The 14,913-nt window shown below is 66.6% G+C and carries 12 protein-coding genes; 7 read left to right on the top strand and 5 right to left on the bottom strand.

Annotation, left to right across the window (positions count from 1 at the left end; genetic code table 11):
- The first annotated feature begins 519 nt into the window (after positions 1-519).
- The 5 genes from glmS to C3Y92_RS01490 all read left to right on the top strand — a co-directional run bounded on the left by glmS (position 520) and on the right by C3Y92_RS01490 (position 5,753).
- Positions 520-2,343: a glutamine--fructose-6-phosphate transaminase (isomerizing) gene (glmS, locus tag C3Y92_RS01470; protein WP_129348813.1), complete on the top strand. Its 1,824-nt coding sequence runs from the start codon at positions 520-522 to the stop codon at positions 2,341-2,343.
- Positions 2,344-2,351: 8 nt separating this feature from the next.
- On the top strand, positions 2,352-4,262 hold the full coding sequence (locus C3Y92_RS01475) for an N-acetylmuramoyl-L-alanine amidase (protein WP_129348815.1): 1,911 nt from the start codon (positions 2,352-2,354) through the stop codon (positions 4,260-4,262).
- A 17-nt stretch (positions 4,263-4,279) separates the two neighbouring features.
- The gene (gene pyrF / locus C3Y92_RS01480) at positions 4,280-4,966 is read left to right on the top strand and encodes an orotidine-5'-phosphate decarboxylase (RefSeq protein ID WP_129348817.1); all 687 of its coding nucleotides are present in this window, start codon (positions 4,280-4,282) and stop codon (positions 4,964-4,966) included.
- A 215-nt stretch (positions 4,967-5,181) separates the two neighbouring features.
- Positions 5,182-5,394 carry a type II toxin-antitoxin system HicA family toxin gene (locus C3Y92_RS01485; RefSeq protein WP_207214020.1) on the top strand — a complete coding sequence of 71 codons (213 nt, stop codon included), beginning with the start codon at positions 5,182-5,184 and terminating at the stop codon, positions 5,392-5,394.
- On the top strand, positions 5,394-5,753 hold the full coding sequence (locus tag C3Y92_RS01490; RefSeq protein WP_129348821.1) for a type II toxin-antitoxin system HicB family antitoxin: 360 nt from the start codon (positions 5,394-5,396) through the stop codon (positions 5,751-5,753). The genes C3Y92_RS01485 and C3Y92_RS01490 overlap by 1 nt, the downstream gene beginning before the upstream one ends.
- Positions 5,754-5,886: 133 nt before the next feature.
- Here the strand turns inward: C3Y92_RS01490 and C3Y92_RS01495 are convergent, their stop codons facing one another.
- The 4 genes from C3Y92_RS01495 to C3Y92_RS01510 all read right to left on the bottom strand — a co-directional run bounded on the left by C3Y92_RS01495 (position 5,887) and on the right by C3Y92_RS01510 (position 11,393).
- Positions 5,887-6,561, bottom strand: a complete 675-nt coding sequence (locus tag C3Y92_RS01495) for a CatA-like O-acetyltransferase (RefSeq protein ID WP_129348823.1) — start codon at positions 6,559-6,561, stop codon at positions 5,887-5,889.
- 214 nt (positions 6,562-6,775) lie between these two features.
- On the bottom strand, positions 6,776-9,418 hold the full coding sequence (gene alaS, locus C3Y92_RS01500; RefSeq protein WP_129348825.1) for an alanine--tRNA ligase: 2,643 nt from the start codon (positions 9,416-9,418) through the stop codon (positions 6,776-6,778).
- Between the two features lie 360 nt (positions 9,419-9,778).
- The gene (gene recA, locus C3Y92_RS01505; RefSeq protein WP_129348827.1) at positions 9,779-10,846 is read right to left on the bottom strand and encodes a recombinase RecA; all 1,068 of its coding nucleotides are present in this window, start codon (positions 10,844-10,846) and stop codon (positions 9,779-9,781) included.
- Between the two features lie 223 nt (positions 10,847-11,069).
- Positions 11,070-11,393, bottom strand: coding sequence for a hypothetical protein (locus C3Y92_RS01510; RefSeq protein ID WP_129348829.1), 324 nt, complete (start codon positions 11,391-11,393; stop codon positions 11,070-11,072).
- Positions 11,394-11,572: 179 nt separating this feature from the next.
- Here C3Y92_RS01510 and C3Y92_RS01515 point away from each other — a divergent pair, with 179 nt between their 5' ends.
- On the top strand, positions 11,573-12,640 hold the full coding sequence (locus C3Y92_RS01515) for an adenine nucleotide alpha hydrolase family protein (protein WP_129348831.1): 1,068 nt from the start codon (positions 11,573-11,575) through the stop codon (positions 12,638-12,640).
- Positions 12,641-12,834: 194 nt separating this feature from the next.
- Here C3Y92_RS01515 and C3Y92_RS01520 read toward each other — a convergent pair whose 3' ends face one another.
- The gene (locus C3Y92_RS01520; protein ID WP_129348833.1) at positions 12,835-14,010 is read right to left on the bottom strand and encodes a geranylgeranyl reductase family protein; all 1,176 of its coding nucleotides are present in this window, start codon (positions 14,008-14,010) and stop codon (positions 12,835-12,837) included.
- A gap of 140 nt (positions 14,011-14,150) precedes the next feature.
- Between C3Y92_RS01520 and C3Y92_RS01525 the strand changes: the two genes are divergently transcribed.
- Entirely contained in the window at positions 14,151-14,813 is a 663-nt protein-coding gene (locus C3Y92_RS01525; RefSeq protein WP_129348835.1) for an HAD family hydrolase, read from the top strand.
- Positions 14,814-14,913 lie beyond the last annotated feature (100 nt).

Here is a 14,913-nt window from a genome sequence, read left to right on the forward strand (position 1 = left end):
CTGGTCCAGGGGAGGCGGGCACGCCGGAACCCACGGCCGGACAGCGGCAAAGACCGCATGGTCATGCGACGGCATGGGGAAACCGTGCGTCTCCCCGATGGCTGTGGGTTGCCGGGGCATAGCAAGTATCGGCCCCTTGTAAAACTGTAGGCATTCTAGTGTCTTAAGAATTCATGACAAGCGCAACGCCGGGCTTGTGGGACTCCTGCACACAGTCGGCCGGGGGGCGCAGACGCGCCAGGGCTGGAATTGTTACGATTTGGTAAGTGATGTCGGCAGGTTGTCGCCTTGACGACATTTTGTCCTTTGGGAAGGGGTAAGCGGGTCAAAATTTCCCGGCCAGACGCGGCGGGTCACTTTGACTCGTTCGCATTTTCCGGCCGGCTTGGCCGCGCGCGGTTGCAACACGGGCCAAGCCGGGCTAGATACGCCACAGCACGGCGAGGTTTCGCGGTCGGCCAGGGCGGCCGGTCCCGGCCGCCGTTCCAGCTTGCGCCCGGCGCGCCAGGAGAGCCTATTATGTGCGGCATCATCGGATATTGTGGACACCGGCCGGCCGTCCCGGTCATCATCGAAGGTCTCAAACGCCTGGAATACCGGGGCTACGACTCCGCCGGGGTGGCGTTTTTGCAGGGCAGGGACCTCGTGTCCGTCAAGGCCGAGGGCAAGCTCGGCAATCTGGAAACCAAGCTCGCCGCCCAAAACGTCTACCTGGCCACCTCGGGCGTGGGCCACACCCGCTGGGCCACCCACGGGCTGCCCACCGAGAAAAACGCCCATCCCCACCTCGACGCCTCCCGGGCCATCGCCCTGGTCCACAACGGCATCATCGAGAACTATCAAGAGATCAAAAAAGAGCTGGCCGAGTCCGGCATCCGCTGCGTGTCCGAGACCGACACCGAGGTGCTGGCCCAGCTTTTGGGCCTGTATTTCAAGGAAAAAGGCTCCCTGGCCGGGGCGCTCTCCGCCGCTCTGGCCCGGGTTGAAGGCTCCTACGCCGTGGTCGTGGTCAGCCGGGACAATCCGGGGATGCTTTACGCCGCGCGCAAGCATTCGCCCCTGGTCCTGGGCGTGGGCGTGGGCGAGAACTTCCTGGCCTCGGACATTCCGGCCTTTCTGCCCTACACCCGCGAGGTGGTTTTTCTCGACGACGGCGAGATGGTGCGCATCGACGCCGGCTCCTGGCAGGTCATGGACGCGGCCACCCTGGCTCCCAAGGAAAAGGACGTGCGCCACATCTCCTGGGACGTGGCCGCGGCCCAAAAGGGCGGCTACAAGCATTTCATGCTCAAGGAGATTTTCGAGCAGCCGCGCGTTGTCGCCGATTGCCTGACCGGACGGATCGACCGGGAAACGGGATCGGCTTGGCTGCCGGAGCTCGAACCCCTGCCGGCCCCGGAGCGGCTTTTCATCGTGGCCTGCGGCACCTCCTACCACGCCGGCCTGTGGGGCATGTACCTCATGGAGCAGTGGGCCGGCATCCCGACCCGGGTGGAGATCGCCTCGGAGCTGCGCTACCGCGACCCCATCCTGGGACCTGGCGACACCGTGGTCGCCATCAGCCAGTCCGGCGAGACCGCCGACACCCTGGCCGGCATCCAGCTGGCCAAGGCGCGCGGGGCCAAGGTCATCGGGCTGTGCAACGTGGTGGGTTCCAGCGTCGCCCGCGAGGCCGACGTGGTGCTCTACACCCAGGCCGGACCGGAAATTTCCGTGGCCTCCACCAAGGCCATGTGTTCCCAGTTGACGCTGCTCACGCTCATGGCCCTGGTCTGGGGCCGCAAGCGCGGCGTGCTGCCGGCCGAGGTGGCGGCCAAATGCCTGCCGGCCCTGGAAGCCTTGCCGGCCGAGCTCGACGCCGCCCTGCCCGGTATGCGCGACCGGGCCAAGGCCTTGTGCCGGGTCTATAGCGAAGCGCGCAGCTTCCTTTATCTCGGCCGGGGGCTGTACTACCCCATGGCCCTGGAAGGGGCGCTCAAGCTTAAGGAAATCTCCTACATCCACGCCGAGGGCTATGCCGCTGGCGAGATGAAGCACGGCCCCATCGCCCTTATCGATCCCAAGTTCCCGTCCTTTGCCCTGGCCCCGGTGGACGCGCTCTATCCCAAGGTCAAGTCCAACCTCCAGGAAGTCCAGGCCCGGGGCGGCAAGATCGTGGCGCTCACCCATCCGGGCGCCGACCTCGAAGTGGACCATCCCTGGGAAGTCCCGGCCGGCTGGGGCCCCTTGGCCACCTTCTTCATGCTGCCGGCGCTCCAGCTTTTTGCCTACGAAATGGCCGATTACCTCGGCAAGGACGTGGACCAGCCCAGAAACCTCGCCAAGAGCGTCACCGTGGAATAGGCGGCGGCGTGGCGGGCACGAGCGTTTCGATCCGGGCCTGGACGGTCCTTGGCGTCGTCCTGGCGCTTGTCCTGGGGCTGTCCCTGGCTCCGGGACAGGCCGGGGAGGCCCTGGCGGCCAAGACCCGGGCCAAGGCCGCCGGCCAGGTCCCGGAGAGTGCCTACGACAAGGCCGTGGGGCGTTTCGATGCTCTGCGCAAGGACCCGGCCTCGGCCGGCCGGCGCGACCTGTGGAAGGAACTCGACGCTGATTTCGCTGCCCTGGCCAAGGCCGGCGGCAACACGGGTCAAGGGGCCAAGGCATTGTATTATCAGGCCTGGACCAATGCCGAGCTGGCCAAGCGGTCGGTCCTGGACGCCGATTTCGAAGCCGCCGCCAGCCTCTACGGCCGGCTCGCCCAGTCCTTCCCCACCCATGCCTGGGCCGATGACGCGCTGTTGCGCCGGGCCGTGATCCTGGCCGAGAACCTCAAGCGTCCCCTGGAGGCCAAGGCCGACCTGGAGACCCTGGTCCGCAAATATCCCAAGGGCGACATGGCCGCTCAGGCCCGGAAATTTCTGGCCGCCTTCGGCGACGCGCCGGCCGCCAAACCGGCCGAGCCGGCCAAGTCCGCCGAGGCTCCGACCGCCAAACCCGCCGCTGTGCCGACCCCGGCCAAGCCGGCCGCCGAGCTGGCCACGCCGGCCAAGCCCGCCTTTCTCAACAAAGCCGAGGTCGAGGAGACGCCGGGCGGCAGCCGGATCACCCTGACGCTGACTCGGGAGACCGCCTACCGCTACCAGATCCTCGATCAGAAGCGTTCCGACGGCGGGGCCGTCAAACGCCTCTACATCGACCTCGACAACGCCCGCACCGGCCCCAGGCTGGCTTCGGAGAAGCGTTACAAGAAAGGTCCGGTGTCCCGGGTGCGGGCCGGCTATTTCACGCCGGAAACCGTGCGCGTGGTGTTGGAGCTGGAGAGCCTTTCCGGCTACGAAATTCGCTCCGAAACCGGCCCCTTCCGGGTGGTCCTGGACGTGGCCGGCGACAAGGGCCGCGCCGCGCCCGAGCCGACCCGGGCCGAGACCCCGGCCAAGGCCGCGCCGCCGCCGGCCAAGGAAACGCCGGTCCAGACCGCCGCCCGGGAGGGCAAGGCTCCGGCAACGCCGCCGCCTCTGCCCTCGGCCCCGGCCGCCAACCTGCGGCCGCCCGAACAGGCCCGCAAAAACGCCGGCAGCCTCATCGAACAGTTCGGCCTGACCCTGCGCACGGTCATGATCGACCCCGGCCACGGCGGCAAGGACCCCGGGGCCCAGGGGCTGTCCGGGCTGACCGAAAAGGACGTGAACCTGCGGTTCGCCAAGTTTCTGGGCGAGGCGCTCCAGAAAAAGGGCTTGAGCGTCATCTATACGCGCACCACTGATGTCTTCATCCCCCTGGAAACACGCACCGAGCTGGCCAATTCCAAGGGGGCCGACCTCTTTGTCTCCGTCCACTGCAACTCCCACACCGACAAATCCTCGGCCGGCATGGAAACCTATTCCTTAAACCTCGCCACCACCCAGGAAGCCGTCCGTGTGGCCGCCCGGGAAAACGCCGCTTCCCAGAAGAAAATCAGCGACCTGCAAGCCATCCTCACCGACCTCATGCTCTCGGCCAAGACCGCCGAGTCCCGCGACCTGGCGAAATTCGTGCAAAAACGCTCCATCGCCGCCGTGCGCGGCGACTATCCCACCCGCGACCGGGGCCCCCACGAAGCGCCGTTTTTCGTGCTCATCGGGGCCAACATGCCGGCCGTGCTGGTGGAGCTGGGCTACGTCACCAATCCCGCCGACGCCCAGCGCCTGGGTTCCGACGCCTATCTGCGCGCCCTGGCCCAGGGCATGACCGAGGGCATCCTGGCCTATAAAAAACGCCTGGAACGCTACGCCAACCTCTAATCCACCGCGTGAGCCCCATGACCGCACCATCCGCCGACCGTCGCCTCATCGTCGCTCTGGACGTCCCCACCGCAGCCCAGGCTCTGGAGCTGGCCGACCGCCTGTCGCCCCAGGTCAATTTCTTCAAGGTCGGGCTGCAGCTTTTCCTCGACGCCGGCTTTGCCGTGTGCGACGCGCTGGTCAAGCGCGGCCATGAGGTCATGCTCGACCTCAAATTTCACGACATCCCCCAGACCGTGGCCCTGGCCACGGCCCAGCTGGCCAACCACGACATCGCCCTGGCCACGGTGCACGGCTATCCGCAGGTGGTGGCCGCCGCCGCCAAGGCCAAGGGAAAGACGAAGATCCTGGCCGTCACGGTGCTGACGAGCCTGGGGCCGGAAGAGTTGGAGCAGTCGGGCTTTGCCGGCACGCTTGCCGATCTGGTGCGGCTGCGGGCCGAGACGTCCTTGGCCGCCGGAGCCGACGGCATCGTCTGCTCGCCCCTGGAGACGGCGTTTTTGCGCAAGGCGCTCGGGGGCAAGCCCATCATCGCCACGCCGGGCATCCGGCCGCTGGACAGCGTGGCCGACGACCAGACCCGCACGGCCACGCCCAAAGCCGCCATCGTCGCCGGCGCGACCCACATCATCATCGGCCGCCCCATCACCAAAGCCCCCGACCCGGCGGCGGCGGCGCGGGAGATTTTGGCGGAGATTGGCTAGCGCGAGTGCGGGGGGAGAGGGAACCCCTTTTTGAAAAAAGGGGTTCCCTCTCCCCCCGCGCCCCCCTCTCCTTCCCCAAAAACTTTTCAAGGGGGTGGGGAGCGGCTTGCTGACTGCGATAGCGAGAGCTTGTTTGTATTGGCTTTCCTTATTGACTTTGGTCCCGCCTGCGATACCATCTATCCATGACTTCGGCTGACAGGACATTGGCCAAGATGCGCCAGAATCCACGTGATTGGCGTATTGATGACCTCAAGGCCGTGGCTGATCGGTTGGGCATTGATTGGGATCACAGCGGCACGAGCCACTGTGTCTTTCGCCACCCTGGGGCCAGCCATCTGAGCGTGCCGGCCCATCGCCCCATCCTGCCCATTTACATCCGCCGCTTCCTGGCCCTTGTCGATGCCGTGACCAAAGGAGCCAGCTGATGGAAACTCCTCGTTATCCTTTTGAAATAACATTGCTTGATGAAGACGACGGCCCGGGCTACCTCATCATTTTTCCTGATCTGCCCGGCTGCATGTCCGATGGCGCGACTGTCGAAGAAGCCATTGCCAACGGCGCGGACGCTGAAAAGGCCTGGATCGATGCTGCCCGAAAATGGGGCGACGCCGTGCCCGAACCGGGGCAGGGGCCGAACAAGACCGGCGAGTTTCGCACCCGCGTGCCCAAGAGCCTTCATGCCCGGTTGGCCCGGCAGGCCGCCGTGGAGGGAGTCAGCATGAACACCCTGGCCGTGGCGCTGCTGGCCGAAGGCCTCGGCCGCCGGCAGGCCGGGGGGCAATAGGCTCGTCGCCCATACAAAAGGCGGCCCCGTCAGGGAGCCGCCTTTTTCCGGGGCCTTTCCGGCCCCGCACCATCCTCAAGTAGATCGCAATAACTCACCACCGTCCTTCCCCATTCGGGGTTTCCAAAGGGGGTCACCCCCTTTGGCCGCCGGAGGCTTCTCCTCCAAACACCCTCTCAGGCTCGGCCAGCACCGCCTCAATCCCCCCGAAAAACTCCCCCACATGGCGGCCGTCCACGAAGCTGTGCAGGGCTTCCAGGGCCACGGGCATGGTCATCCGGTCCGGGTCGATCTTGCCGAAGGCCACGCGCGGCACGGAGTCGCGCCAGGGATCGTCCCAGGGATTGGAGACGGCCGTGAAGGCTACGCCTGGCAGATTGGTCATATAGACGAGCCCCTGGCTTTCGCCGCCGGCGGGCGTCAGGGTCGGGGCGGCGTCGGCCGCCTGGCGGGACGCCTCCATGGTCTGGCGGAAGCGCGCGAAGGATGCGTCGTAGGCGGCGACGCAGTTGGCGTGCAGGTCGCGGCCCTTGGGTTGGTAGGTGAAGGCGGCGTCCACGCGGGCGAATTCCACGGGGCGCAAGTCCACCAACCGCTGGCGCAGCTCCGGCACGGCGTTGGCGCTGCGCATGATGGCGTAATAGACGCAGTCCGACAGGCGCGGCTTGCCTTCGCCGCATTGCTGGCGAAAGCGCAGCAACTTCTCGACGGAGATCGGCGCGGTGACCGCCAAGCAAGGATTTCGCCGGGACTGGAAAAAGGCGAAATGCTCGCGGCGGGGCCAGGTGTTCAGATCGATCAGTTTCATGGGACACCATCCAGTCGTCTGGGAATTGCGTTGCGTATCCGGCGATAACGCTGCCACGAATCAGCCAAAACGAAAAGGCGGCCCCTTGCGAAGCCGCCTTTTTTGGCCAACTGGCCTCAAACTATCCACTTCCCCCGGTGGGGTTTCCAAAGGGGCTCAGCCCCTTTGGCCGCCGGAGGCATTCTTTCCTCTTATCTCTCTTTCTCTCCCTCACCTACCCCGCGATCGCCGCCTTGACCTTGGCCAAGGCTTCGTCGATGCCGGCCGGGTTCGTGCCGCCGGCCTGGGCCATGTCGGGACGGCCGCCGCCGGAGCCGCCGACCGCCGCCGCGGCGTCCTTGATGAGCGTCGGGGCGGTGAAGCGGTCGTGCAGGTCCTTGCTGACGGCCACGATCAGGCTCACCTTGCCGCCTTCCTGCTCCGAGGCGATGGCCACGACGCCGGAGGGCAGTTTGCTGCGCAGATCGTCCATGGCCTCGCGCATGGCCTTGACGCTGGGGGCGTCCACCCGGGCGCACAGGACTTTGACGCCGCCGATCTCCTCAAGGCCGGCCATGAGGTCGCGGCCCTGGCCCGAGGCCAGTTTGGCGGCCAGCTGTTCCTTGTCCTTGCCCAGGGCCTTGATCTCATCCAGCAGCTTTTTGACGCGCGCGCCGAGTTCGCCCGGCTTGGCCTTGACGGTTTTGAGCGCGTCATCGAGTTCGCCGCGCATCTCGCGCACATGGCGCAGGGCGTTTACGCCCGTGACCGCCTCAATGCGGCGGGTGCCGGCCGCGACGCCGGACTCCGAGAGAATGTAGAAGCTGCCGGCCTGGCCGGTGGCGCCGATGTGGGTGCCGCCGCACAGTTCCATGGACACGCCCGGCACTTCGACCACGCGCACCACGTCGCCGTATTTCTCGCCGAAAAGGGCGGTGGCCCCCTTGGCCCGGGCGGCTTCGATGCCGAGTTCCTCGACAACAACCGGTGCGTCCAGCAGGATGGCGGCGTTGACCTCGTCCTCGACCTTGGCCAGTTCCTCGGCGGTCATGGCCGAGACGTGGGAGAAGTCGAAGCGCAGGCGGTCCGGGGTGACCAGCGAACCGGCCTGGTTGACGTGGCCGCCAAGGACGTTTTTCAGCGCCTTGTGGAGCAGGTGGGTGCAGGTATGGTTGCGGGCGGTGGCGGCGCGGGTGGCGGCGTCCACGGCCAGCTCGGCTTCCTGATCGAGCAGGATCTCGCCTTTTTGGACTTGGATGTGGTGGGCGGTCAGCTCCGGGCCGGCTTTGAGCGTGCCCAGCACGGCCACGTCGCCGGTCAGCGTCGTCACCGTGCCCAGGTCGCCGGCCTGGCCGCCGGATTCGCCGTAGAAGGGGGTCACGGCCGAGACCATGTAGCCGGTCTCGCCGGCAATGAGGCGCTCAACAGCTTGGCCTTCGGCCGAAATGAGCGCGTTGACGCGGCTTTTGGCGGTCAGTTCGGTGTAGCCCGTGAAACGGGACTTCATGCCGGATTCGAGCAGCTCCAGGAACAGCACGGCCGGGTCGGTCTCGCCCGAACCCTTCCAGGCTTTCTTGGCCCGGGCCTTCTGTTCGGCCATGCAGACCCGATACCCGTCCTCGTCGGCGGCCATGCCGCGCTTGCCGGCCACGTCGTTGACGATGTCCAGCGGGAATCCGTAGGTGTCGTAGAGCTTGAAGGCGAATTCGCCGGTGATGACGGTTTCGCCGGCCGCAGCCATGCGGTCGAGTTCCTCGGCCAGGATGGCCAGGCCCTTGTCGAGGGTGACGCCGAAGCGTTCTTCTTCCTCGCGCACCACGCGTTCCATGAATTCGCGGCTGGCGACCAGTTCGGGGTAGGCCGGTCCCATGACGTCCACCACCACGCCGGCGGTCTTGTAGAGGAAGGGATCGGACAGGCCGATGAGCTTCCCGAACCGCAAGGCCCGGCGGATCAGGCGGCGCAGCACGTAGCCCCGGCCCTCGTTGGAGGGCATGACGCCGTCGGCCAGCAGGAAAGCCACCGAGCGGCTGTGGTCGCCGATGACGCGCAGGGCGGTGTCGTGCTCGTCGTTGTCGCCGTAGGTCACCCCGGCGATCCGGGCGGCCGAGCTGATGATGGTCTGGAACAGGTCGATGTCGAAATTGGAGTGCACGCCCTGGACGACGGCCGCGATGCGTTCCAGGCCCATGCCGGTGTCGATGCTCGGCCGGGGCAGGGCCACGCGGTTGCCGGGCTCGATCTGGTCGAACTGCATGAACACGAGGTTCCAGATTTCGAGGTAGCGGTCGCAGTCGCAGGTCCCGATGCCGCAGTTCGGACCGCAGCCCACTTCCTCGCCCCGGTCGTACATGATTTCCGAGCAGGGGCCGCAGGGGCCGGTGTCGCCCATGGACCAGAAGTTGTCCTTCTCGCCCAGGCGGAAGATGCGCTCGTCGGACAGGCCGGCGATCTTTTTCCACAGCCCGTGGGCCTCGTCGTCGTCGAGGTAGACCGTGGCGTAGAGGCGCGATTTGTCGAGGCCAATCACTTCGGTGAGAAATTCCCAGGCGAACGTGATGGCGTCTTCCTTGAAATAGTCGCCAAAGGAGAAGTTGCCGAGCATCTCGAAAAAGGTGTGGTGGCGGGCGGTGCGGCCGACGTTTTCCAGGTCGTTGTGCTTGCCGCCCACGCGCAGGCACTTCTGGGAGGTGGTGGCGCGGGAGTAGCCCGGCTTGTCCTGGCCCAGGAACACCTTCTTGAACTGCACCATGCCGGCGTTGGTGAAAAGCAGCGTGGGGTCTTCGCGCGGCACCAGCGGCGAGGACGCCACGACCTGATGGCCCTTGGACGCGAAATATTCCAGAAACTTGGCGCGAATCTCGGTTGCCGTCATCATGTTGTATATGCCTCCGCATGGGGATGGAAGACCAAAGGACAACATCCCCCGCATCTTCCTCGATAGCTTTGTTGTCAGCTGCAAGACGAAGAGCCAGGAGGGGCTTTGCCCCTCCCGGACCCTCCCCATCGGGGGGATGATCCCCCCGAACCCCCGCAAAGGGGTGAAATATGTGCGCGCCCGCCGTTGGTAATCGACCGGCTTTAGAACCAACCGGCCTTCAGACCCGACCAGCCTTTAACGTGTCCGGCCGCCAACGCCGCAACGCCCGCCCCCTTTACCCATTTGGGGGGTCCGGGGGCCTCAGGCCCCCGGCCGCCGGAGGCACTCTTCTCTTGTCTTGTCTTCTCGTCTCTTCCTCTACATCCCGTCTTCTTCTTCCATCACTTCGGGCGAAGGCGGCGGCACGTATTCGGCGAAGCCGAGGTGTTCGCGCAGTTTGCCTTCGATCTGGTCGCGGATGTCGGTGTGTTCCTGCAGGAAGGCCCGCACGTTGTCGCGGCCCTGGCCCAGGCGTTCGGAGCCAAACGCGAACCAGGCCCCGGACTTGTCCACGATGCCGGCTTCGACGCCCATGTCGATGAGCTCGCCTTCGCGGGACACGCCGGTGCCGTAGAGGATATCGAACAGCGCCTCGCGGAAGGGCGGCGCGACCTTGTTCTTGACGACCTTGACCCGGCAGCGGCTGCCGTAGGTTTCTTCCTTGTCCTTGAGCGTCTGGATACGGCGGATGTCCAGGCGCACGCTGGCGTAGAATTTGAGCGCGTTGCCGCCGGTGGTGGTTTCCGGGCTGCCGTAGCCGGTCATGCCGATCTTCATGCGGATCTGGTTGATGAAGATGACCGAGGTCTGCGACTTGTGGATGGTGCCGGTGAGTTTGCGCATGGCATGGGACATGAGCCGGGCCTGTCCGCCGACCTGCGTTTCGCCCATTTCGCCTTCGAGTTCGGCCTGGGGGATCAGCGCGGCCACGGAGTCGATGACGACCACGTCCACGGCGCTGGAGCGCACGAGGAGATCGGCGATGTCCAGGGCCTGTTCGCCGAAGTCGGGCTGGGAGATGAGCAGTTCCGGGGTGTTGACGCCCAGGCGGCGGGCGTAGTTGACGTCGAGGGCGTGTTCGGCGTCGATGAAGGCGGCGGTGCCGCCGAGTTTTTGGGATTCGGCGATGATATGCAGGGCCAGCGTGGTCTTGCCCGAGGATTCCGGGCCGTAAATTTCGGTGATGCGGCCCTTGGGGATGCCGCCGATGCCCAGGGCCAGATCGAGGCCGATGGAGCCGGTGGGGATGGCCGGGATTTTCACATGGGCGGAATCTTCCAGGCGCATGACGGCGCCCTGGCCGTGTTTGCGCTCGATGGTGGTGAGCGCGGTGGCGAGGGCTTCGCTGCGGAACTCTTGGGGGCTCAAGGCGGGCTTTTTAGCCATGTTGCCATGCTCCTGGCATTGGTGTTTGGGCGTAAGAGCGACCTAGTAGCAAAAAGCCTGCCGCCCGGCAACCAAGGCGGCGCGGGCGGCAGGGGGCAAGGGAGCGGCGGCGTGCCCGGCCGGGACAATGAGCCGGGAGCGCTGGCGGCGGATCAAAAGCCGCGTTCTCGAGAAGCAGGCATCCTGTTTCCCGGGGAACGCGCCAATGCCGTGTTGTTAAATGCTATCGCACTGCTGAAGGGATGTGGCGCGAGGATTGCCCAGCCAGGGCGGCCGCGATCTCGGGACGACGCGGCGGCAACGGCAGGCGCGGCGGCCGGGCTGCGCGAACGGTGCGGCGGCTTCCGGCCAGTTCGGCTTTATCCCGGCCCAGGCTGGCGACAATGGTCTGGAAATCGGCCAGTCCGTTGTCGAGCCGGACAAACCGCAGCTTGATCTCTTCGAGTAATTCACGGAGATAGTGGAGGTTTTTTTCCTGGTCCCGATGGGTGGCCCGAAGCGACCCGAGGTTTTCGGCGGTGTCGGAGAAATAGACGGGGTCAAGCATGGCGTGTCTCCCGTTGGCGGCGTGAGCCTGCCATTTCCGGGATGCGTGGTTCGCACCCCGCTCGATGCTGCATCTAGCCCGCCAATGTTTCGGCTCGAAGGCGATTGCAGGAAATCGGCGCGCTCACCCCCGCCGCCGCGCCCCTTGCCTTCCTTCCGGCGAGGCTTTAGCTACGCCCCATGAAATCCTACCACGCCCTGGCCCTTTTCTCCGGGGGCCTCGACAGCATACTGGCCGCCAAGACCATCGTTGCCCAAGGCCTCGACGTCCTGTGCCTGCATTTCGTCAGCCCTTTTTTCGGCAAGCCCCACAAAATCGACCACTGGCGCGCCATCTACGGCTTGGACATCATCCCGGTGGACGTTGCCGAAGAGTACGTCGCCATGCTCTCGGCCGGCCCGGTCCACGGCCTGGGCAAGTTCCTCAATCCCTGCGTGGACTGCAAGATCCTCATGCTGCGCCGGGCCAAGGCCATGCTCGCCGACTACGGCGCGAGCTTCATCATCTCCGGCGAGGTGGTGGGCCAGCGCCCCATGTCCCAACGCATCGACGCGCTCAACATCATCATTCGCGATTCCGGCGCCAAGGGCATTCTGCTGCGGCCGCTGTGCGCCAAACGCCTGCCCGAATCCGACGCCGAAAAAAGCGGCCTGGTCGACCGCGAAAAACTCTTTTCCATGAACGGTCGCGGCCGCAAGGACCAGATGGCCCTGGCCGAACACTTCGGGCTGACCGAAATCCCCACCCCGGCCGGCGGCTGCCTGCTCACCGAGCAGCCCTCGGCCAAACGGTTTTTCCCGCTTTTTATGCACAGCACCACGCCCCGGCCCACCGACTTCGATCTGGCCAACATCGGTCGCCAGTTCTGGGCCGGCGACCACTGGCTGGCCATTGGCCGCAACCAGGCCGACAACACGGCCCTGGAGCGCGAGGCCGGCCCCGACGATCTGCTCTTCAAGGTGCGCGACCTGCCCGGTCCCCTGGGCGTGGCCCGCAAACTGCCCGGCGCGGTCTGGGACGACGGGGCCGTGGCCGCCGCCGCCGCCTTCCTGGCCTCCTTCAACCCCAAGGCCCGCAACAGCGACGGCCCGGTGCGCGTGGACGTGGCCGGCTACGCGGGCGGCCACGTCATCGTCAGGCCGTCGCGCCAGACCGCCATCCCCTGGCAGGAGCCGACCTGGGAAGAAGTGAAAGAGAAAAAACGCCTGCGCTTCACCATCTGCGGCGACGGGCGTGGCGACGGGTAATTCGCGGAGAAGATAAGACAAAAGAAGATGAAAATGCCTCCGGCGGCCGGGGGCCTGAGGCCCCCGGACCCCCCATATAGAAAAGGGGTAAAGGGGGGGCGGTACGGCTCCGGCGGCCGGGAGGGGCTCAGCCCCTCCCGGACCCTCCCGATAGGGGGAATGCGGTCTGATGGAACGGCGTCGGCGGGCGGTGGTTAGATGGCCGGGCCTTTGGCGCGGCGCAGCAGGAAACGGTAGGACCGGATGCCGTGCACCATCTCGGCGAGGAGCTTGCCGCCGCCGCGCACGAAACACAAAAGCGGCATGAAACCCCAGGACTGGCTGGCGTAGAGCACCCGGCGCAGTTTGCGCGACCAGACCAGCTCCGGCAAAATGTCGCGGTCAAGCCCCTTGGCGTAGAGGGCGTGGGGATCGGCCTGCCGGGTCAGCGCCGCCAGGGCCGCTTCGGCGGCCAGCTCGCCGCTGCGCAGGGCGTAGTAGATGCCCTCGCCAAAAAGCGTTTCGACAAGCCCCGCCGCGTCGCCGGCCAGCATCACCCGGCCATGCCACGGCTTTTCGATGTAGTTGCCGTACGGCAGCCCATGCCCCTTGGCCGCGTCGGCCAGCTCGGGCGGCAGCCCCAGAAAGCTCACGAACTCCCGGAACTTGGCCCGAAACTCCCGGCCATGCCGGGCGCTATGGCCGCCGATGCCGATGGCCAGCCGGTCGGCATGGGGAAACACCCAGCCGTAGCCCGCCCGCAAGAATCCGGCGTAGACCGTGGGATGCTCGGCCCGCAGATCGGCATGGGCCGGCGCGGCCAGACGCGGATCGTCGCGGTCGATGTAAAATTCCAGCGCCCCGCCCATGCCGGCCTTCCAGTTGGCCCCGTCAAAAGGACAAGCCCGCCGGACCACGCTGGCCACGCCGTCGCAGCCCAGCACAAACCGGCCGCGAAACTCCCGCCCGTCGGCCGTTTGCACCGTGCCCGTGGCCGGATCGACACGGGAGACGGCCAGGCCCAGGCGCACGTCGGCCCCGGCCTTGATCGCCCGGTCGGCCAAATGCTTGTCGAACACCCGCCGCTTGGTCAGATGAAACGGATAAAACATCTCGCCCTGGGCGATGATGTGGTCGCGGAAGCGGATGCAGTAGCCGGCCGGGGCAGCGTTGAACACGCCCGAGGCGAGCAGGCCCTCGGGCGCGTCGCCGAAAACGCGCTCCAGCACGTCCACGGCCTTCCATGTCAGCAGCCCGGCGCACAGCTTGTCCCGGGGAAATTCGGCCTTGTCGAGGACCAGGACGCTTGCGCCCCGGGAAGCCAGCACATGGGCGGCGGTGGAGCCGGCCGGCCCCGCGCCGACGATGACGACGTCGTGTGTAGGAGTCATGGTGGATCGCAGGCAAAAGGTTGGGGCGCGCCCGGCAATCCCGCCGCCGGGTTGCCAAGGGACGCCGCCCGGGCGTAAAACCGGGCGGAGCATACCCGCGACACGCCCGGCGGGCAATCCGCCGGCAAGGCAAAATCCTCATGCCCAACACCATTTTCGATGCCGCCGTGTTCGACTTCGACGGCACCCTGGCCGAGTTGGTCCTGGATTTCACGGCCATGAAACAGCTCGTGGCTCGGCAGGCGGCCGCGTTTTTGCCCGACGTGCCGCCGGCCAACGGCCTGCCGGCCCTGGAATACGCCGCGAAGCTCACCGCCGCCATCGCCCGGACCAATCCCGAAGCGTCCCGGCGCTTCGCCGCCCAGGCCGCCCAGGGCATCGAAGCCATGGAAACCGACGGAGCCGCCCGGGCCGGCCTTTTCCCCGAAACCCGGGCCGCCCTTGCCGCCCTGGCCGGGCGCGGCGTCAAGGTCGGCGTCATCACCCGCAACTGCCGCCGGGCCGTGTTGACGGTCTTTCCCGATTTGCACGATTTCGCCGGTGTGCTCCTGGCCCGCGACGACACGCCGCGCGTCAAACCCGATCCCGGGCATCTGCTGGCCGCGCTCCAGGCCCTGGGCGCTTCGCCGGCCCGGTCGCTCATGGTCGGCGACCATCCCATGGACCTGGCCGTGGGCAAGGCCGCCGGCACGCGCACCGCCGCAGTGGCCAGCGGCCACGCCAGCCGCGACGAACTGGCCCGCCACGGGCCGGATTATCTGGCGGCCGACGTGGGGGAGTTGGTGGCGAAGTTGATGGGGTGATGGAAGCGATAGAGAAGAAAAGAGAAGAAAAGAATGCCTCCGGCGGCCAAAGGGCTGAGCCCTTTGGAATCCCACTTGGGGTGGCGGTCGGCGGGGGCGT

The organism is Solidesulfovibrio carbinolicus (assembly GCF_004135975.1).
GTDB lineage: Bacteria > Desulfobacterota > Desulfovibrionia > Desulfovibrionales > Desulfovibrionaceae > Solidesulfovibrio > Solidesulfovibrio carbinolicus.

Excerpts from the sequence above, each read along its gene's own strand:
- glmS (WP_129348813.1), top strand. The coding sequence starts at position 520 with ATGTGCGGCATCATCGGATATTGTGGACACCGGCCGGCCGTCCCGGTC.
- pyrF (WP_129348817.1), top strand. The coding sequence starts at position 4,280 with ATGACCGCACCATCCGCCGACCGTCGCCTCATCGTCGCTCTGGACGTC.
- C3Y92_RS01485 (WP_207214020.1), top strand. The coding sequence starts at position 5,182 with ATGCGCCAGAATCCACGTGATTGGCGTATTGATGACCTCAAGGCCGTG.
- C3Y92_RS01490 (WP_129348821.1), top strand. The coding sequence starts at position 5,394 with ATGGAAACTCCTCGTTATCCTTTTGAAATAACATTGCTTGATGAAGAC.
- C3Y92_RS01495 (WP_129348823.1), bottom strand. The coding sequence starts at position 6,561 with ATGAAACTGATCGATCTGAACACCTGGCCCCGCCGCGAGCATTTCGCC.
- alaS (WP_129348825.1), bottom strand. The coding sequence starts at position 9,418 with ATGATGACGGCAACCGAGATTCGCGCCAAGTTTCTGGAATATTTCGCG.
- recA (WP_129348827.1), bottom strand. The coding sequence starts at position 10,846 with ATGGCTAAAAAGCCCGCCTTGAGCCCCCAAGAGTTCCGCAGCGAAGCC.
- C3Y92_RS01510 (WP_129348829.1), bottom strand. The coding sequence starts at position 11,393 with ATGCTTGACCCCGTCTATTTCTCCGACACCGCCGAAAACCTCGGGTCG.
- C3Y92_RS01515 (WP_129348831.1), top strand. The coding sequence starts at position 11,573 with ATGAAATCCTACCACGCCCTGGCCCTTTTCTCCGGGGGCCTCGACAGC.
- C3Y92_RS01520 (WP_129348833.1), bottom strand. The coding sequence starts at position 14,010 with ATGACTCCTACACACGACGTCGTCATCGTCGGCGCGGGGCCGGCCGGC.
- C3Y92_RS01525 (WP_129348835.1), top strand. The coding sequence starts at position 14,151 with ATGCCCAACACCATTTTCGATGCCGCCGTGTTCGACTTCGACGGCACC.